Here is a 17,393-nt window from a genome sequence, read left to right on the forward strand (position 1 = left end):
CCCCCCCCCCCCCCCCCCCCCCCCCCCCCCCCCCCCCCCCCCCCCCCCCCCCCCCCCCCCCCCCCCCCCCCCCCCCCCCCCCCCCCCCCCCTCCCGGGGGGGCATCCGGTGCGTCAGCCGGAGAAGACCCGGGTGTTCTGCGCTGCCGCGATCCGCCAGCGTCCGTTCTCCTTGGCGAGGACGTACAGCGGGCGGCCCTCCGGCTGGTCCTGAAGGGGCTGCCCGTCGAGGGTGACCGGCCGCTGGTGGACGTTGACCGCGGCGATGTCCGGGCGGATGAACAGGATCCGCGCGACCTCGTAGGTGGCCGTCGACTGCGCCATCGCGCCGGGCAGCACCTGGCGGGTGAAGGCGTCGATCTCGTCCCACCCCGACAGCCGCTTGCCGTGCGCGGTCGTCCACACCGGGTGCTGTGTGCGGAAGTTGCTCATGAACGCGTCGACCAGTTCGTTCTGCTGCGCGTACTGGACGCCCGCCACGAAGCGGACGATGGCCTCGACGTCGCCCCGCTGCCCGTCCGCCGCGCCGAACACCTCGATGCCGCTCGTGTCCACCGGGAGGTAGGAGAGCTCGCGGACGTCCGCGACCGCTCCCGCGCGCCGCGGCAGCCAGCCGAGGTTTTCGCGCGCCGCGTCCCCGCTCACGGTCTGGTCGAGGGCGAGCGCGTCGGCGAACGGCGCGCCGAGCTCCGCGCGGGCGTCCTCCAGGGGCCACGACCGCGGCTCGTCTTCGACCCCGGCCACTGCTCCGGCAGCCGCCGCCAGGTCGCGTACCGCGACCGCGGGCTCGGTGACACCGTGCCACAGCGTGCCGGCGGGTGCCTTCTCCACGGTGGCGACGAACAGGTCGGCGAGGTCGTCGACGTGCACCATCGGCCAGTGCACGGACTCCTCGCCGACATACGTACCGACGCCGTGCTTACGGGCGAGTTCGACGAGCAGGGCGGGTATGCCGCCGCCGTTTCCGTGCACGATCCCGGGACGGATCGCCGTGGCCCGCACGCCGTCTGCGGCGGTGTCGAGCACCTGGCGCTCGATCGCCGGGCGGTATCCGACGATGGGCAGCGGGTTGACCGGTGCGCTCTCGTCGGCGGCTTCGGGGCCGGTGGCCCCGAGGACCCACACCCCGCTGGCGTACACGAACGCGCGCCCGGTGCCGCGCAGCGGATCGGTGAGCGCGGTGACGGCCGCGGCGTCCACCTCGGCGTCACCGGTCGGGGGCGCGAGGTTGACCACGGCGTCGATGTCGGAGGTGACTGCCCGGGTGAGGGAGGCGGGGTCGGTCAGGTCTCCGACACGCTGCTCATGCCCCGCCTCCTTGTGTCCGGCGGTACGAACCAGGGCGACCACCTGGTGACCGGCGTCGGCCAGGTGCGCGGAGACGGCCGAGCCGATGTAGCCGGAGGCACCGATGAGAAGGACCTTCACGGAGATCACCCTTTCGCGGAAGCCGAACGCCACGGTTGAGCGCCGGTCGAAAATTTCGATGTCGAAATATTAGACACAGGCCCACCGCGATGTCAAAAACTTCGACGTCGAAATGTTAAGGTCAGGGCGAAGCAGGCTCGGCACGCAAGTCGGGCGAGGCAGGATCCCTCAAGGGAGGACACATGGCGGCAACCCCACAGGGCGACGGCGTGGACGCGATCATCCGGCAGTGGCAGCAGGTCCGCCCCGACCTCGACTGCTCACCGATGGCCGTGATCGGCCGTCTCTCACGCGCGTCCCGTCTGCTGGAGCGAGCCCTCAAGGAGCACTTCGCGCAGTACGGCGTCGAGCCGTGGGAGTTCGACGTCCTCGCGACGCTGTACCGCTCCGGGCCGCCGTACACGGTCAGCGCGGGAGAGCTCAGCACGGCCGCGATGGTGAGCTCCGCCGCGCTCACCAACCGTATCGACCGGCTCGCCGACAAGGGCCTGGTCGACCGCGAGGTCGACGCCACTCACCGGCGCCGTGTCCTCATCTCCCTGACCGACGCGGGCATCCGCGCCACCGAGGAGCTCGTAGGACACCACTTGGCCAACGAGGAACGCCTTCTCGACGGTCTGGCCCCCACCGAGCGCACACAGCTGGAGGGGCTCCTGCGCACCTTGCTGATCTCCCTCGGCGACCAGCCGCAGGCACAGGCGACGGGCTGAGGCGCGGGGGGTTCGTGATCATCGGCCGCGTGGACCGCTCCAGTACGCGTCCTGCGTGGGGGGCGGGGGAGGCGGCGGGGGTGGCGGAGCCGACGGCGGCTGTTCCTCGCGGAGCAGGGGGAGCGGGGCATGCAGGCGCCAGATGCCCGGGAGGTCCAGTTGGGCCTGGCGTTTCACCACCAGGATCTGCTGGACGGTGAGAAACGCGGTGAGCTTGCATTCCCCACTGCGCAGGGCGACCAGTCGGGCGTTGCGTACGACGGCGACAAGCCCCGTGACCTTGAAGGCCAGGTCGAGACCCACATCGAGGGTGCCGAGGTTGACGCCGTCCACGAGCACGTCGACGTAGGGGCGGTGGCGCGAGGTGATCTCGTGGGTCGCGAGAGCGACGACCTCCTCGCTGCCCGGGGCGGCGCGGGTGCGGCGCGCGGCCTCCTTGAGCGCGGCGTGCTTGCGCCAGCCGCCCGCTGCCACGTCGAAGAGATCCATGCTGAGGAAGGAACCGATGACGGAGGCCATCTCGCCCTCGACGGCCCGTTGTGCTGCGGCCGTCAGCGGGCGGCTCGTTCCCGCGAGCACTACTCGGGCCGCGCCGGTGCCCTGGAGCGGGCCGATGAGCGCGTCGGCCGGGCTGCCGTCCTCCTGGCCGAACAGGAAAGCGCGCACCGAGAACGGCTCTGTCGCCGGAGCAGTCGTGGTCATGGCTTCACCTCGGAGGAGGTTGAGAGGGCCGATGGAGATCAACAGAGGTCAGTACAGACGCTGGTCACCCGGATCCGTGTGAGGTTCGAGCCGTACGGAGCGATTGGCCGAACCGGTGTCCCGCTCCTCATGAAGGGCGACCGTGCCGGCTCCGGGGCGCAGCGTGGCGCGAACGTGGTCGTGGGCCCAACGTGGTCCACGCTGGCGGTGGTTGAGCAGGGAGAACAGGACGGCCAGGAGCAGGACGGCTCCGAAGAGGGTGGGCCCGACCACCCAAGCGGTGGGGATCGTCTCGCTGCCTTGGTCGGTTCCGCCAGTGCTCCCGTCGGTGCTACCCGTGGTGCTCGTGTCATTGCCCGTGGTGCCGGTGTCATTGCCGGTGGTGCCCGTGTCGTTGCCGGTGGTGCCCGTGTCGTTTCCCGTGGAGTTTCCGTCGCTGTCTCCGTGATCGGTCCCACCCGTGGTCGTGGTTCCGTTCGTTGTGGGCTCCGGCACCACGAAATCAGCGGTGGCGTTCCGGTCGGGATAATCCGTGCAGGTGGCGTATACATGGTGGGTCGTCGCGGTTGCATCTGCCGGAACGGCAAACCGCGTGGTGAACGTTCCGTCGCTCGTGACGTCGGCTCCCGGGAGCGGGGTGTCGTCCCACTTCAGATCCACATATGAGCAGTTGAACTTAGAACCGCTTACCGTGACAGATGTCCCCGACGCGCCTTCGGTGGGGTCCAGCGTGATTTCGGCGTCAGCAGGTGCCGTGACGACGAAGGGGGCGGTGGCGTAGGACGTCTGTCTGTTGGCGTCTATACACCACGCCTGCACTTCATGAGACGTGGGAGTGGCGTCGGCCGGCACGGAGATGGAGACGACCCCGGCGTCATCCGTCTTCGTGAAATCGAGGCGGCTCCCGTCCCAGTCGATTTCGCTGATATAGCCGGGCGAGGAGCAACTGGCCATACTGACGCTCACGGAAGTATTCGGGGCCCCCTCGGACGGGCTGAGGGAAACCGACGGGGACGTGGACGGGCTGGGTGCCGAATGGGCCGCAGGAGCCCACGCAACCGCGATACTCACCAGTACGCCGGTCAGCGATCTGCAGAGGATCTGCGCGACGAATGACATGAGTCAGGGGAAAGTGGGGGAGAGGCGGGGCAGAGTACGTGCGGTACCCGGGTATCTGCCCTCAGGTATGACACTCCTCAATTCTCCTCCCTCCTCCCCTCCCTCGCTCGTCGTCAGCGGAATACCCCGGCAGGGAGATGTGGGCCCCAGCATGCCGCCATGACCCTTGCGGGGGACCCTGGAACCATGAATGAGGCTCCGATAGTCGTGCACCCGCCGCGCGGCACGGGTGGGCGGCGGGTGACGATCCGCGGGCAGATCGTCGGTCTGGCCTACTCCGACCGGGACCTGGCCGAGATCCTGCGTCGTGCCGGAATCGAGGAGAGCGTTGCCGAGGACATGGTGGCGGGGGACTCGCAGATGATCGAGTGGCGGGGCGGGCGCGCCCACCACTACGAAGCGGCCTAGTGAATCCCCCGCACCCGCCCTGACATGTGTTCAGCCGGCCCTGCTCAAGGTGCCCGCGAACGATCGGTGATCAACGCGCGCGGTCAATCACTGATCAATCAGTGCAGTCCGGCGAAGAGGTCGTTCTCGGGCACGGCCGCGCCCGTGGTGTCCTGGACGCGTACGAAGGTCTCGACGCCCATCAATTCGGTGAACCTCTCCTGGCCCATCTTGAGGAAGAAGATGTTCTCGCCCTGGCTGGCGTGCGCGGCCAGCGCCTCGAACTTCTGGCCGCCGAACCCGCTGGCGTCCACCCAGGTGGTGATCTCCTCGTCGGGAAGTCCGATCTCGGCCAGTGCGGCGGCCTCAGCGGGATCGGGCTCCTGCCCCTCCGTACCGAACTCGCGCATGACCTCCCCGAACCGCTGCATCATCGAGCGCGGCGCAGTCGTCCAGTACACCTTCGGGGTCAGCTCGGTCATCTTCAGCGCCGCCATCGTGATGCGGTTGGCCTGGATGTGATCGGGGTGCCCGTAGAAGCCGTTCTCGTCGTAGGTGACGACCACATCCGGTTCATAGCGCCGGAAGAGTTCCGCGAGCCGGGCGGCGCCCTCCTCGACGGGTGTCTTCCAGAAGGAGCCGGGGGCGTCGTTGGTCGCCCAGCCCATCATCCCCGAGTCGGCGTAGTCGAGCATCTCCAGGTGACTGACCTTCAGGATTTCGCAGCTGGCCTCAAGTTCCTGACGCCGCATCAAGGCCACGGCCGCCGGGTCGTGTCCGGGGTCGCCCGGCTTGACGCCCCCCGGTCCGTCACCGCAACCGCCGTCGGTACATGTCACGAGGACCGTGCGGACGCCCTCCGCCGCGTACCGGGCAAGGACTCCTCCTGTTCCCGTGGCCTCATCGTCGGGGTGGGCGTGCACCGCCATGAGTGTCAGGGGCCGGTTGTTCATGAAACAGTCCTCCAGCGTGGAAAAGTCTCGGTCCGAGGCAGTGGCGGGCGCATGGGCAGTCGCCCCTCACTGTCGATTTGTCGGATGAGCGGGCGTGCCGCGACCCCGCGGGCGCCGCACCGCGTCGGGGCGGCCTGCCGCTCTGGGTGTTCCGCGTCCGCGCGGCACCGGTCTCATGCCGGTGCAACAGTTTCGGCCGTACCGGTTGTTCCCGCCGAACACCACAATGCCTCCGGGACCCGCCCCGGCGAGAGCCCGCAAACCGCGCGGGGCGGGCCGCGCGGCGGCGTCGTCCGTCGCCTACGCCGAAGGCTCGTTCCGGTATCACGCCGCTGTTTTACGTGCCGCCCGGCACGTCCAAGCACCGAATTCACGCCAATCCGCGCAATGATGCCCATAACGGCAATCCATTTCCCCGCGCCGCAGCACCGGTCCCGTGAGCGGGCAGGTCGGGCGGGGTAGGCGGCGCAGACAATGTCCCCGGTCACGGAGCGGTCGTACATGTCGATGGAAGAAGAAGGCGCCGGCCGTCGGGCCGAGCGGGAGGACCCGTCCGGCGGGCACGGCAAGCACGGGGCGCACGCCGCAGCGCGTGGGACGGCCGGCCGGGCGTGGCTGGAGTTCAAGGACTCCCCGTTCCTCCCGGCGACCGTGCTGGTCTTCATCCTGGCCGCCGCCGCTGGACTGTTCGCCGGCTCGTACACGTATTCCATGGCCAATCCCACCCCGCACCACATCCCCAGCGCGCTGGTCGCACCGGCCGACTCGGTCGTCGCGAAGAGGTTTGTGGCGGGGATGGACCGGGCCCTCAACACCTCGCTCGCGCCGCGCCCGTACGCGGACGAGCGCGCGGCCCGGGAGGCCATGGAGGACCAGAGCGTCTTCGCCATCATCGACGTACGGCCCGGTGGGGTGAGCCTGCGAGTCGCGGGCGCGGCCGGTGCGTCTGTGGCGCAGGTGCTCACGCAGACCGCGCCCCAGGTGGCCAAGTCCATCGGCGTACCGATGACGATCACCGACGTCAAGCCGCTCCAGCAGGGCGACCCGCGAGGCCTCGCCCTGTTCTACATCTCCCTGGCCGCCGTCGTCCTGGGATTCGTCGGCTCCATCCAGCTGAGCGTGCACGCGCGCGCCCTGAACCCGCTGGAGCGCATCGCGTTCACGATGGCGTACTCCCTGCTCGGTGGGTTCACCATCGCCGCGGTGGTCGACTGGGGACTCGGCGCGGTACGGCTGCCGTTCGTGGAGTCCTCATCGATCCTCGCGTTCACGATGTTCACTTCGGGGATGGTCTTCACCATGTTCAACACCCTGATCGGCCGCTGGGCCATGCTGCCGACCTGGGGACTCATGGTGCTGCTCGGCAACCCCTCCTCCGGTGGTGCGGTGTCCTGGCCGCTGCTGCCGTCCGTCTTCGGCCACGTCGGGCGGTGGCTGCCGCCCGGCGCGTCGGTGAACGCCCAGCACACCGCCGTGTACTTCGCCGACGCCCAGCACGCGTTCCCCTACCTCGTCCTGGCCGGCTGGTCCCTGCTGTCGTGCGGGATCTTCTGGTTCTGGCGCCACCGCCACCCGGGTGGCCGCGACCGCAGCGCTCCGGAACACGGGGCGGCAGCCGCGGCCTGACAGGTATCCGCAGGAGTCTTCTTCGTCGGCCGCGCCGTCAACGGGCATGCACACGTTGGTGTGACGAGCGGTCCAGAGAATCGTTTCTCCACGTGAACCGTGCCGTAGAGTGCGTCGCCAGGAAATCAGTGACCCGTATATCCGTTTTGTGGACGTGATGGGTCTTCCCCCTGGAGGAGTTGCCCATGCGTGTACGCCGTCTTGTCCGGGTCGCCCTGGCTGCCGCCTTGCTCGGCGCCGGTACCGGTGTCGTCACCGCGAGTCCCGCGGCTGCCAACCCCTGTGGTTTCTACGAGACCTCGTCCGACGCCTTCTACAACCACTGCACTTCGGACGGTTCGAATGTGGTCATCAAGGTGAGGGTGGCGATGGCTCCCGACTACGAGCGGTGTGTCGGCCCCGGTAGGTCGTGGCTCGGCCCCGCCTCGAAGATCCAAGGGGCGCACTACACCGGCCGCACCTGCTGAACCGTCCGTGGTCGCCGGGCAGGCCGGCGGCGGCGGTCCGCTCTCTGCCGGGCGGGCGAGGCGGGTGACGCGTAAGCCGCGTACCGCCCCCGCCGCCTGGGGAGCCGGTGCGGAGGAACGGGTGGCCGAGGCCTGGCGGATGCGTACCGCCCCGGTCCTGCCGCACGCGATGGAACGTGGATGAGGCAGAGGCGTTTGTATTCTGATCAGTTGGGACCGTTGCCGGCGTTCATGGTGGACGGCACGGAGGATGTCGTCCTGGTGGAGGCGCCGACCGGCGACAAGGTGTGGCTGGTCCGTGATTACGCGCTGGGGCGGCAGGTACTGACCGACAGCCGCTTCAGCCGGAGCGAGGCCGTCAAGGCGTGGGCGCCGAAGTTCATCCCGGTCCAGCCCGTTCCGGAGTCGATGATGAGCAGGGACGGCCCCGAGCACGCGCGGTTGCGGCGCGTGGTGATGGGCGCCTTCTCCGCTTCCCGGATAGCCGCGCTGGCACCGACGGTGGAGCGGCAGGCCAATGAGCACATCGACCGGCTCTTGGCGATGGGGCCGCCCGCCGACCTCATCGAAGGGCTGGCTCTGCCCCTGTCGCTCGGCGTGCTGTGCTCTCTGCTCGGTGTCCCACCGCAGGACGGGGATCATTTCTGTCATCTGGTGGAGGAACTCTTCGACATCACGGACGGGTCCGTACGGGAGAAGACCGAGCGGCGTATCAAGCTGGTCGCCTATATGACCGGGCTGATCGCGTGCAAACGGCGGCAGCCGGACGACGATCTGCTCACCCGTATGGTCCAGGCGCACGACCGAGGGGATCTGTCGCTCTCCGAGCTCATCACCATGGGGCTGACCCTGTTGATGGCGGGTTATGAGACCACCGCGGCTCAGATCGGACTGTCGGCGCTCGCCGTGCTGTCCGACCCCACCGAATACGAACGGCTGCGCCGACGGCCCGCGTTACTGCCCGCGGCAGTCGATGAGCTCCTACGGCTCACACCCGCCGCGCCGGTCAGTTTCGCGAGGGTCGCCAGAGAAGCGGTCGAGCTGAACGGCGTCACCGTCGCCGCCGGCGAGGCGGTGGTCGTGTCCCTGCTGCACGGGAACCGCGACAAGGATGCCTTCACGGGGTCGGAAAACCTTGCGGGGGAGGGACGGCCGGTGCCTCATCTGACGTTCGGTCACGGTGTACACAGGTGTCCTGGCGCGTCGCTGGCCACCTTGCAGGTGAGGATCGCCCTCGATCTGCTGCTGCGACGATTCGCCGAGTTGCGACTGGCCGCCGGACCAGCCGAACCGGTGGTGTGGAAGGAAGGCCTGCTCACCCGTGGGCTGTCACGGCTGCACGTGGAGTGGGACGCCCCTCAATGACGGTTACCGCCCGGTCGGTCGGACGGACGGACGGACCGGAAGGTGTCAAGCGACGCCGGAAGCGTCAACCCGCTACCTCGTATAGGTGAAACGCCCCAGGACGGCTGTTTCTGCCGGGGTGCGCCGTGAGTATGGGGGGTCGGGTGGGGGCCGGGAAACCGGGGGGTTCGATTGACGTCACCAGGAGATGTGATGGGCCAGGGATACGGCACAGTGGTAAACGTTCTAGTAAGCGAATTCCAGTGCGTGGAGAGCCAGTTGTCGCCCGACGCCACGATGGAGGACGTGGACCTGGACTCGCTCGGACAGGTCTTGTTCGCCGTCGCGCTGGAGGAGCGGACCGGTCTGCGGTTCCATGAGAGCCAGATCACGTTGGACACGACGGTCGGCCAGATCGCCGCAGTCATCGATGCCTCGCCGGGCGTCGACGCCGAGTTGACAGCGCCGTGACAGAGCGGGTGTGGCGGCAGCCGGGTCGTGGACCGTGATGAGGGCTGCGCGGCCCTGTGGCACGAGGACTTCGAAGCCGCCCGGACCGCCCTGGGCTTCGACCGGATGTCCCCTCTGCCGTCGCCTTCCTTGCCAGAGCACCACCACGAGCACGACCACGCGAAAAGCGAGCAGGTCAACGCATGAAGAACAGCACCGCCCTCTCGCCTGTCGAGGAGTTCCTCTGCGGCACGGGCGCGCTCCCCGAGCCTCCCAGTGGAATGGCCGTTCTGTTCACGGGGGCGCCGCCGAGCCTCGACGATCTGCGTGAGCGTGTGGCTGAGCGCTGGGGCGGAATTCCGCTGCTGCACCGGACTCTGCTGCGGCCCGCCCGGCACCTCTGGCTGCGTCGGCACCGCTGGCTGCCGCTCGATGACTTCGACGTACGCACGCATGTCCTCGATGTCCACGCCGAGGGGCGGTGCGGGGACGGCGGTATCGACGACAGGGCGTTCACGGACCTGCTCGGCAGGCTGGTCACCCAGCCCGTGCCCGGCGGGCTGCCGCCCTGGTGGTTGCGGCTTGTGCGCTTGGAGCCCCGGCCGGACGGGGATGAGCGCTTCGCACTCGTACTGTCCGCCCATCACGCCCTCATGGACGGACGCTCCTTCGAGACTCTGCTGAGCAAGCTTCTCGACGGCGGTACCGGTCACGGCGACAAGCTCAGCGGCGCCAGGGCGACGGCCGCCCGCAGACTTCAAGCAGCCCGCCCGGAAGGGAAGTTGGCGGGCCATCGGATCGGCGCTACCGATCGATTGCCCCGCCTGTTGGGTTACGGACAGGCTCTGCCGCTGCCGTCCGGAGCGCCCAGTCCGACGAGGGACCTGGCCTGGGTGGACTTGGAGACCGACACGGTACGTGCGGCCCGCCGGGCCCTGCCGGGGCTCGGCGCCACCCTCAACGAGCTACTGCTGGCGGCATCCGCAGGTGCCCTCCGGGCTGTCCACGGCGACCCGGACGCCTGGCCCGGGACCCGCCACCGCCCGCTGTACGGCGTGCTCTCCGTGGACCTGCGCACACCGCAGGAGGACGAGAGGCTGGGCAACATCGTCTCGGTGGTGCGAGTACCGCTTCCCCTGGCGGCCGAGAGTCCCGGGGAGCGCCTGGCGGCATGCCGAGCTCTACTGGCCGCCTCGGTCTTCGGAACTGGTGCGGAGACCGTCGCCCGTGTGATCGGAGCCGCCGCCCGGCTGGGCCCCTGGGCGCTGCGCCGGCTCTCCAAGCGAGCCACCTCACCCAGTTGGAATCCCGTGCTGTGTACGGCACTTCGGTGGCCCCGAGGTCCGTGGTCCCTGAGCGGCGCACCTCTGGAGCGGGTGATTCCGCTGGCACCGGCAGAAGGCCGGGGGGCCGTCAACCTGGTCCTGACGGACTGCGCGGGGGCCTTCACGCTCTGCGTGGTCAGTCACACTCCCGCCGGTTATGCCCAGGCGCTGGCCGACGCCTTCGTACGCGAACTGACGTCCCTCGCCCGTGTCGGCAGACCCGACCCGAGCGCTCCGGCACAACTGGCCGGCACGCCACCGCAGCACACCGGTTGACACGGAAGCGCCTGAACGACAGCCGGGTACGGCGCCGAACGTTGCCGCCAACGCAGGGCCGGTGGGGCACAGTTGGGCGTCGCCGACGAGTGGCGCTCCGCATCGTAACTTTCGGCGGTGACTCTCGTTGCTTTCTGTGACTACGACCGCAGATGCCGAACGGTGCTGAGCGGTGTCGGTTGCGCTGTGGCGGTCAGCGGCACCCCAGCGCCCGCAGCGCTGCCGCAGACGGGCCCTGCCCGGCATGACGCCACCAGAAGAAAGAAAAGCACCGTGGAACCAGAACACGTGGATGTATGGGCTGAGTTGCGCACCCTCTGCGCGCACGTCATGTCCGTGCCCCTGGAGGCGGTAGTACCGCACGCGCGGCTCGTCGCGGATCTCGGAGCCGACAGCCTGGACATCAACGAACTGCAGGTCGCCTCGGAAGAGCGCTTCGGCGTATCCCTCAGGGGGACCGACCGCGCGGCGGTGTCCACCGTCGGTGACGTCGCCTCGCTCGTCGCGACGCTGCGTGCCCAACGAGTCCCCGGCGCGGTGGCATGACCCTCAGGGACGCGGTCGCGGTCACGGGCCTCGGGGTCCGCTGCGGGGCCGGATCGACGACGGGTGAGCTGTGGCAGAACCTGCTCCACAGCCGCTCCACGGCCACGCTGCACACCTTCGACGACGAAGGCACCGTCGTGTTTCCCGCCTGCCCCGTGCCCGGGTTCACGCCCGAGGGCTACCTTGCGACGAAGGAGGTGCGGCGGACGGACCGGACCGTGCAGATGGCGGTCTGCGCTGCCATGGACGCGGTCACCGACGCGGGAGGCCTGCACACGCCCGCCGACCGCAGGGCGGTCGTCACCGGCACCATCTACGGCGGCGTGATCAGCCAGGAGCAGGGCCTCGGGCAGCCCGATGTGCTCTACCCGGCGCGGCTGATGCCCAATGCCGCCGCGTACTGGATCAGCGCCAAGTGTGGCGTCACCGGTCCCACGCTGACCCTCTCCATGGCATGCGCCTCGGGTACGTACGCCGTGGGTGAGGCCCTGCAACTGATCCGCACCGGGCGCGCCGACGCCGTTGTGGCCGGTGGTCACGACAGCGCGCTGACGGCCTCGACCGCGCTTGCCTTCGGACGGTCCGGCGCCATGATCACCGAGTGTGAGGATCCGGCCCGTGCGTCCCGGCCGTTCGACGCGGACCGGCAGGGCTTCCTCATCGCGGAGGCGGCGGCGTTCCTGGTGCTCGAACGGCTGGACCTCGCCCTTCTCCGCAACGCGCGTATCTACGCCACCCTTACCGGTTACGGGTGCACATCCGACGCCCACCACATCACGGCACCGCGGCCCGACGGTGCCGGCGCGAGAGCATGTATGGAACAGGCACTTGCCGACGCCAGTATCACTGCTGACGCCGTCACCCACGTCAACGCACACGGCACCGGCACCCTCCTCAACGACGAGGCGGAAGCCCGCGCCATCACCGCGGTCTTCGGCGCCCGCGCGGTACCGGTGACCGCACCCAAGTCGGTCACCGGGCACTCTCTCGGGGCGGCGGGTGCGCTGGAAGCCGTGATCACCGCTCTGTCGCTGCACGAGGGGCTCGTACCTCCGACCGCCCATCTCACGCGGCTGGACCCCCAGTGCGAGCTGGACGTCGTCGTTGAGCCCCGCAAGCTCTCCGCCGGGCCCGCGATCAGCAACAGTTTCGGTTTCGGAGGGCACAACGCCTGCGTCGTCCTCGACGCAGCCCAGCGTTGACCAGGCAGGCCCTCTGCCCGACCTCCGTAAACCAGGCAGGCTGCGGCAGCCGCCGGTAAGGGGGCCCGGCTCAGGGCTCCGGTGCCCCGTCAGGGCAATACAGAACGACACAGAGCGCTACAGAGCAAAAGGGGCGTCACATGGGGCTGTCGGGAATTGATGAAGCCTACGTGCGCAGCGGGCTGCCCGGGACGATCGGCGTTGCCGCGCTGTTCACCGGAGACCCCTTCGACCTGGCCGAACTCCGGTCTCGCGTCAGCGAGCGTTGGGGAGGCCTGGAGCGAATGCGGCAGATCCTCAAAAAGCCCCGAGGGCCGGCCGCGCTGTCCGGTCACCGCTGGGATGCGGGAAAGCCGTTCGACCCCGCTCACCATGTCACCGCCTCCGCACAGGAACTGCGACCACTCCTGACGACGGCAGTCAGTCAGCGGCTGCCGTCCGACCGGCCCTTGTGGCGGCTTCTGCTACCCAAAGCGGCTCCCGGCGGCGAACACGGCCTGGTGTTGCTGACCCACCACGCACTCCTTGACGGCAGTTCCCTGGAGACCCTTCTGCGTCTCCTGATGGACGAGGCCCCGCCCACCAGAAGCCGGCCCCCGGGGGCGATCGCCAAAACGCCGCGACAGCGCGTGGGTCCCGCAGCACTGTTCAGGGAGTTCCGTGACAACAACGTGTTGGGTGAGCCCCTGCCGGTAGCACCCGGCGACCTATGCCCCTCGGTCGCCGTCACCCGACTGGACACCGACGTCATGCGCTCGGCCCGCTGCCTTCCGGCCGGCGGACGCGGCGCAACCCTGAACGAACTGCTCCTCGGCGCCGTGGCCGGCGCCCTTCCCGCCTGCTACAGCACACCGTCCGCGTCCTGGCCACAGGGGTCCGCCTCGGTCTACGCGACCGTGCCCGTGGACCTGCGCGGCCGCTACGAGACGCAGAAACTCGGCAACTTCATCACCGGCATCCGTATGCCGCTGCCCGTCGGCATCGACTCCCCGGCCGGGCGCCTGCACGCGTGCCAAGAACTCATGGCCGCCCTCCCCAGCCGCGGGCGGGCCCACACCACGGTTCTTCCCCTCGTGGACGGTCTCGTACGAGCGATGCCCGCCCTGACGACAGCGCTGGCCAAACGCATGGTACGGCCCGATGTCACCACCACGGTGTGCACAGCGTTCAAATGGCGTGACAACCCGAGCCATCTGCACAGCCGCCGCTTGACGGGTATCGCCCCCCTGCCCGCGGTCTCCACTCCCGGCACGGCGAACCTCACCCTCGTCCAGACCGCTGATGCCTACATGCTCACGGTGGTCAGCCACCTCCGCGCACACGACTCCCAGTTGATCGCCGACGCCGTGGCACACGAACTGGCGGAGATGGCGGCGCCGGAAACCACGTCCGCGTACGCCCACCAAGACGCTCGCTGACCCGGGACGGATCACTCCCTACGAGTCGTGGGAAGCGGCGCGTTCCCCCTGGACATACGGGTCCAACTCGACGTCGTAGGTGCCCGCGTGCACGGCGAGCTGGTCCACGATGCGCTCCCACTCGGCGAGTTCGGCGGCCCGGCGTCCACCGTCCGGCTGTGCCGACGGGTCCCCGATCTCCTCCGGCGCCGGGCTGTCCGCACGCGCGGCCAGCCGGTGGAAGGCCTTGGCCGCCTCATGATGGGTCATCCCCTGGGCCTGGCGACGTACCGCCGCCCGCCCCGCGTGCTCGGCCTCGGTGGGTCCCTCCACCGCCGACTCGGGGTCGGGCAGTGGCTGTTGGTACGTCATCGACTCTCCTCCTGCGCGGTCACAGCGACGCGCCGACGGCGCCTCGTGTACGTGCCCTACCCCGTCCTCGCCCGGATACGTCCGGGCTCAGGCGTTGCGCTTCCAGGGCATCGATCGACCTCGGGAAGATCAGACCGATGCCCGATGCCCGATGCCCGATGCCCGATGCCTGATGCCCGATGCCCGATGCCCGCTGTCTGATGCCCGGCGCCGTCCATGTGCCATCTGGCGGGCGCGGGGGATGGCGGTGCTCTGGCGGGCGTCGGGCGGATCGCCGTTTATGCTTCAGGGCAGCCGCGGAGGGGGCTCGCCGTCGGGCGTGGTCCCTGCGAAGAGGCTGGTCCCCGCCTGGTGGGGGACGACAGACCGCGTCGGTTCCTCGGCCTGGGCGAGGACCCCGTGAGGCTGAGCATGACCACGGCGAAAGAATGAACGGCCCCGTCGGCATGTGTCCGGGTGATGTGGGCCACCCAGCCCGCCCGGCCCATCCGCCCGCGGACAGAGGACCCCCCGGGGAGAAGTGAGGTATGGCAGTGATCTGCGTCGGAGGCATGATCGGGATCGGCAAGACGAGCGTCGCCGAACTGCTCGCCAAGGAGCTCGGCAGCAGCGTCTTCTACGAGAGCGTGGATGACAATCCGATCCTTCCGCTGTTCTACACGGCGAGCCCCGAGGAGATCCAGGCCAAGCGATACCCGTTCCTTTTGCAGCTCTACTTCCTTCAGACGCGATTCGCCTCGATCAAGGAGGCGTACAAGCAGGGCGACAACGTCCTGGACCGGTCCATCTACGAGGACTGGTATTTCGCGAAGGTCAACCACGACCTGGGCCGGATCAGCTCCCTCGAGATGCGGGTGTACGAGGGGCTGCTCGGCGAGATGATGCGTGAGATCGAGGGCCTGCCGTACCGCAAGGCACCCGACCTCATGGTCTACCTCAAGGCGGACTTCCAGACGGTGTTGCACCGTATCGGGCTGCGGGGCCGCGATTTCGAGCAGGACGTGCATCTCGTCGAGTACTACCGGACGCTGTGGTCCGGATATGACGACTGGGTGCACCGGCACTACTCGGCCAGCGACGTCCTCGTCGTCGATATGAACGACACGGATGTGGTGAACAACGCCGAGGACGCGGCGCGCCTGGTGCGGGAGGTCAAGGAGGCCCTGGCGGCTGCGAGGGGCCGAGTCTGAGGCCGCTCCCGGGGGGCGCGGCCTTCACGGGTGGCCGTGGGTCACGCCGGACTGCTTCGGCCGACCCCTGGTGGCCTCCGCGATGTGGGATGTGTACGTACCGGTGCCTAAAGCTCCAGCAGAGGTTCCAGGGCGTGCAGCTGTCGGCGGATCTCGTCCAGGGGCGGCGTCTGGTCGCGGTGGAGAACGAGGTAGATGAAGAGTCCGTCTTCACGCAAACGAGGGAGGGGGCGAATCATGTGAAGTTCACTCTGTAGGGTGATGAGGATGTCCTCGACGCTGTCGGAGGCGTACCCGAGAAGCTCCAGTGTGTAGAGCTTGGCGCGCATGACGTCGCTGTCGCCGTAGGCGACCTTGTCCATGTCGAGCCCGCTGCCGCGGTCCAGGGAGCCCAGGACGCGGCGCTGGTGGAAATCGACCACGGCCACGCCAGTGGCGCCTTCAATAGTCAGCGCTTTCTGCAGCACCGTCTCGATCGCGTCCATGCGCATCTCCTCGCTGCGACGGACCCGGGCGAAAGCGCCCACGCCCGATCTTCCCCGGCTTCGTCGAGCAGGCACCATAGCGAATGACTTCCCCGTTCCGCTTGCGGGACGTATAGGACAAAAACCCTCAAGGTCACCTTTACGTTCAGCCGGTACGGAACGTGCCTCGATTCAGCGATCCCACCCGGCCCCGGCGGGCCGCGCCCTAACGTCGGGACATGGACGGACAGTGGGCTGTGGTGGTCGGTGCGGGGCTGGGTGCCAGTGGGGCAGTCGTCGGAGCGCTCACGTCCTGGGCCGGAACGCGCCTTCACGCGCGTACGCAGATGGAGCTGGCCCAGGTGCAGCACGACGCCCAGCACGACGCGGAGACCACCGCCCAGAAGCGCGCCGCATGCTCGGCGTTGATCCTGGCCGTGGACACTACGCGTCGGCAGATGCGGGTCGTACGGGACCATCTGCGCGAGCGCGCCGACGTGCGCGGAACGGACGCGCAGTTGCAGGAGAAGCGAGCCGCGGTGCATGACCGGTTACGTGAGATGCAGGCAGCCGAGTGGTTGCTTCGCCTCATGCTCTCCGACCAGGAGCAGGCCATGGTCACACGTCTGACCGACGCCCTCTACGCGGCCCATCAGGCCTTGATCGACGACGTGGAGGAATGGTTGCTCAGCGGCCCGCCCGGCGGTGGACGCGAGGCCCGCGACGCGGAGCGATACGCGAACATGACCGGCCCCCTCCAGTCCCAGATGATGAGCTTCGCCGGCGACGTATACGCGAGGCTGTACACCGGACGGGCTGCCGAGAGCCGGCAGGCCCGCGGGGGCCGGTCCTGACAGTCCCGCCCTTCACCCCGACAGTCGGGGGCGGGGCCCGGCCGCAGTGTGGTGGGACGGCGGAGAGCTTTGGTCGATGGCCGGGTGTCCGCCGCGGCGGCTCGGGCGGCTGTCACCGCGGGTGATAGTTCGGCCAGGGGTACGGGCGCGTGAGGATGGCCCATTCCTCGTCATGGCGGCCGGGGACAAGGCGACCGGTCGTCTCCCACCGACGGACGAGCTCCGTGAAGATGGGCTCCAGTTCGGGCAGAGGGGCCGCGTCACCGCCCCCGCGCTGCGCGCCGATGACAGGCCTGCGCCGGATTGTCGTGGTCGTCATGCGTCATTCAACGCCCGTGGCGCCGCCTGGTCACCCGCGATTCCACCCGGCCGACTGTGCGCGGGGGCGGTGAGAGTGGCCTTCCTGCTGTTCGCCGGCCCCTCCCTCGGGGTCGGCCCCGCCCCGCAGCCGGCATCTGCCCTGGTGGGCCCGGTGACGACTACCTGATGACTCCGCGCCTGAAAATCTATGTCGGCCGGAGTAGACATTGGATGCTGGCATGGTTATGGTTTCTCTCGTAACGCAGAGAGACGCAGGGCCCG

18 protein-coding genes are annotated in these 17,393 nt (G+C 69.1%); 12 read left to right on the plus strand and 6 right to left on the minus strand.

Features of this window, described 5'->3' with window-relative positions; genetic code table 11:
- Window positions 1-113: 113 nt before the first annotated feature.
- Window positions 114-1,427, minus strand: a complete 1,314-nt coding sequence (locus tag ACZ5ID_RS32000) for an SgcJ/EcaC family oxidoreductase (RefSeq protein WP_468904915.1) — start codon at window positions 1,425-1,427, stop codon at window positions 114-116.
- Window positions 1,428-1,609: 182 nt separating this feature from the next.
- On the opposite strand from ACZ5ID_RS32000, the gene ACZ5ID_RS32005 reads away from it, so the two are divergent.
- On the plus strand, window positions 1,610-2,137 hold the full coding sequence (locus ACZ5ID_RS32005) for a MarR family winged helix-turn-helix transcriptional regulator (protein ID WP_468904917.1): 528 nt from the start codon (window positions 1,610-1,612) through the stop codon (window positions 2,135-2,137).
- An 18-nt stretch (window positions 2,138-2,155) separates the two neighbouring features.
- On the opposite strand, the gene ACZ5ID_RS32010 is transcribed toward ACZ5ID_RS32005, so the two are convergent.
- Both ACZ5ID_RS32010 and ACZ5ID_RS32015 read right to left on the minus strand, forming a co-directional pair.
- Window positions 2,156-2,839 carry a hypothetical protein gene (locus tag ACZ5ID_RS32010; protein ID WP_468904920.1) on the minus strand — a complete coding sequence of 228 codons (684 nt, stop codon included), beginning with the start codon at window positions 2,837-2,839 and terminating at the stop codon, window positions 2,156-2,158.
- Between the two features lie 48 nt (window positions 2,840-2,887).
- Complete coding sequence (locus ACZ5ID_RS32015) at window positions 2,888-3,805, minus strand: hypothetical protein (RefSeq protein WP_468904923.1); 918 nt, start codon at window positions 3,803-3,805, stop codon at window positions 2,888-2,890.
- A gap of 339 nt (window positions 3,806-4,144) precedes the next feature.
- Here ACZ5ID_RS32015 and ACZ5ID_RS32020 point away from each other — a divergent pair, with 339 nt between their 5' ends.
- Complete coding sequence (locus tag ACZ5ID_RS32020) at window positions 4,145-4,366, plus strand: hypothetical protein (protein WP_468904925.1); 222 nt, start codon at window positions 4,145-4,147, stop codon at window positions 4,364-4,366.
- 98 nt (window positions 4,367-4,464) lie between these two features.
- Here the strand turns inward: ACZ5ID_RS32020 and ACZ5ID_RS32025 are convergent, their stop codons facing one another.
- Entirely contained in the window at window positions 4,465-5,298 is an 834-nt protein-coding gene (locus tag ACZ5ID_RS32025) for a PIG-L family deacetylase (RefSeq protein WP_406556367.1), read from the minus strand.
- A 507-nt stretch (window positions 5,299-5,805) separates the two neighbouring features.
- Here ACZ5ID_RS32025 and ACZ5ID_RS32030 point away from each other — a divergent pair.
- The 8 genes from ACZ5ID_RS32030 to ACZ5ID_RS32065 all read left to right on the plus strand — a co-directional run bounded on the left by ACZ5ID_RS32030 (window position 5,806) and on the right by ACZ5ID_RS32065 (window position 13,952).
- Complete coding sequence (locus tag ACZ5ID_RS32030) at window positions 5,806-6,924, plus strand: ABC-2 transporter permease (protein WP_468905143.1); 1,119 nt, start codon at window positions 5,806-5,808, stop codon at window positions 6,922-6,924.
- Window positions 6,925-7,109: 185 nt separating this feature from the next.
- The gene (locus ACZ5ID_RS32035; protein ID WP_468904927.1) at window positions 7,110-7,391 is read left to right on the plus strand and encodes a DUF6355 family natural product biosynthesis protein; all 282 of its coding nucleotides are present in this window, start codon (window positions 7,110-7,112) and stop codon (window positions 7,389-7,391) included.
- 210 nt (window positions 7,392-7,601) lie between these two features.
- A complete protein-coding gene (locus ACZ5ID_RS32040; RefSeq protein WP_468904930.1) occupies window positions 7,602-8,756 on the plus strand; it encodes a cytochrome P450 in 1,155 nt (384 codons plus the stop codon).
- 192 nt (window positions 8,757-8,948) lie between these two features.
- Entirely contained in the window at window positions 8,949-9,206 is a 258-nt protein-coding gene (locus ACZ5ID_RS32045; RefSeq protein ID WP_468904932.1) for an acyl carrier protein, read from the plus strand.
- Window positions 9,207-9,388: 182 nt separating this feature from the next.
- Entirely contained in the window at window positions 9,389-10,786 is a 1,398-nt protein-coding gene (locus tag ACZ5ID_RS32050; RefSeq protein WP_468904935.1) for a WS/DGAT domain-containing protein, read from the plus strand.
- Between the two features lie 273 nt (window positions 10,787-11,059).
- Window positions 11,060-11,332 carry an acyl carrier protein gene (locus ACZ5ID_RS32055; protein WP_468904938.1) on the plus strand — a complete coding sequence of 91 codons (273 nt, stop codon included), beginning with the start codon at window positions 11,060-11,062 and terminating at the stop codon, window positions 11,330-11,332.
- Window positions 11,329-12,534 (plus strand): beta-ketoacyl-[acyl-carrier-protein] synthase family protein, encoded by a 1,206-nt coding sequence (locus ACZ5ID_RS32060; RefSeq protein ID WP_468904940.1) that lies wholly within the window; start codon window positions 11,329-11,331, stop codon window positions 12,532-12,534. The genes ACZ5ID_RS32055 and ACZ5ID_RS32060 overlap by 4 nt, the downstream gene beginning before the upstream one ends.
- Window positions 12,535-12,674: 140 nt before the next feature.
- A complete protein-coding gene (locus ACZ5ID_RS32065) occupies window positions 12,675-13,952 on the plus strand; it encodes a wax ester/triacylglycerol synthase domain-containing protein (protein ID WP_468904943.1) in 1,278 nt (425 codons plus the stop codon).
- A gap of 18 nt (window positions 13,953-13,970) precedes the next feature.
- Here the strand turns inward: ACZ5ID_RS32065 and ACZ5ID_RS32070 are convergent, their stop codons facing one another.
- A complete protein-coding gene (locus ACZ5ID_RS32070; protein ID WP_468904946.1) occupies window positions 13,971-14,303 on the minus strand; it encodes a hypothetical protein in 333 nt (110 codons plus the stop codon).
- Window positions 14,304-14,830: 527 nt separating this feature from the next.
- On the opposite strand from ACZ5ID_RS32070, the gene ACZ5ID_RS32075 reads away from it, so the two are divergent.
- On the plus strand, window positions 14,831-15,493 hold the full coding sequence (locus ACZ5ID_RS32075) for a deoxynucleoside kinase (protein WP_468904948.1): 663 nt from the start codon (window positions 14,831-14,833) through the stop codon (window positions 15,491-15,493).
- A gap of 107 nt (window positions 15,494-15,600) precedes the next feature.
- Here the strand turns inward: ACZ5ID_RS32075 and ACZ5ID_RS32080 are convergent, their stop codons facing one another.
- Window positions 15,601-15,978, minus strand: coding sequence for a hypothetical protein (locus ACZ5ID_RS32080; RefSeq protein ID WP_468904950.1), 378 nt, complete (start codon window positions 15,976-15,978; stop codon window positions 15,601-15,603).
- 218 nt (window positions 15,979-16,196) lie between these two features.
- Between ACZ5ID_RS32080 and ACZ5ID_RS32085 the strand changes: the two genes are divergently transcribed.
- Window positions 16,197-16,811: a hypothetical protein gene (locus tag ACZ5ID_RS32085; protein ID WP_468904952.1), complete on the plus strand. Its 615-nt coding sequence runs from the start codon at window positions 16,197-16,199 to the stop codon at window positions 16,809-16,811.
- The last annotated feature ends 582 nt before the right edge of the window (window positions 16,812-17,393 follow it).

Source organism: Streptomyces sp. NPDC031670, assembly GCF_055580545.1.

Coding starts and splice junctions, on each gene's coding strand:
- ACZ5ID_RS32005 (WP_468904917.1), top strand. CDS start 1,610: ATGGCGGCAACCCCACAGGGCGACGGCGTGGACGCGATCATCCGGCAG.
- ACZ5ID_RS32010 (WP_468904920.1), bottom strand. CDS start 2,839: ATGACCACGACTGCTCCGGCGACAGAGCCGTTCTCGGTGCGCGCTTTC.
- ACZ5ID_RS32020 (WP_468904925.1), top strand. CDS start 4,145: ATGAATGAGGCTCCGATAGTCGTGCACCCGCCGCGCGGCACGGGTGGG.
- ACZ5ID_RS32025 (WP_406556367.1), bottom strand. CDS start 5,298: ATGAACAACCGGCCCCTGACACTCATGGCGGTGCACGCCCACCCCGAC.
- ACZ5ID_RS32030 (WP_468905143.1), top strand. CDS start 5,806: ATGGAAGAAGAAGGCGCCGGCCGTCGGGCCGAGCGGGAGGACCCGTCC.
- ACZ5ID_RS32035 (WP_468904927.1), top strand. CDS start 7,110: ATGCGTGTACGCCGTCTTGTCCGGGTCGCCCTGGCTGCCGCCTTGCTC.
- ACZ5ID_RS32045 (WP_468904932.1), top strand. CDS start 8,949: ATGGGCCAGGGATACGGCACAGTGGTAAACGTTCTAGTAAGCGAATTC.
- ACZ5ID_RS32050 (WP_468904935.1), top strand. CDS start 9,389: ATGAAGAACAGCACCGCCCTCTCGCCTGTCGAGGAGTTCCTCTGCGGC.
- ACZ5ID_RS32060 (WP_468904940.1), top strand. CDS start 11,329: ATGACCCTCAGGGACGCGGTCGCGGTCACGGGCCTCGGGGTCCGCTGC.
- ACZ5ID_RS32065 (WP_468904943.1), top strand. CDS start 12,675: ATGGGGCTGTCGGGAATTGATGAAGCCTACGTGCGCAGCGGGCTGCCC.
- ACZ5ID_RS32070 (WP_468904946.1), bottom strand. CDS start 14,303: ATGACGTACCAACAGCCACTGCCCGACCCCGAGTCGGCGGTGGAGGGA.
- ACZ5ID_RS32075 (WP_468904948.1), top strand. CDS start 14,831: ATGGCAGTGATCTGCGTCGGAGGCATGATCGGGATCGGCAAGACGAGC.
- ACZ5ID_RS32080 (WP_468904950.1), bottom strand. CDS start 15,978: ATGGACGCGATCGAGACGGTGCTGCAGAAAGCGCTGACTATTGAAGGC.
- ACZ5ID_RS32085 (WP_468904952.1), top strand. CDS start 16,197: ATGGACGGACAGTGGGCTGTGGTGGTCGGTGCGGGGCTGGGTGCCAGT.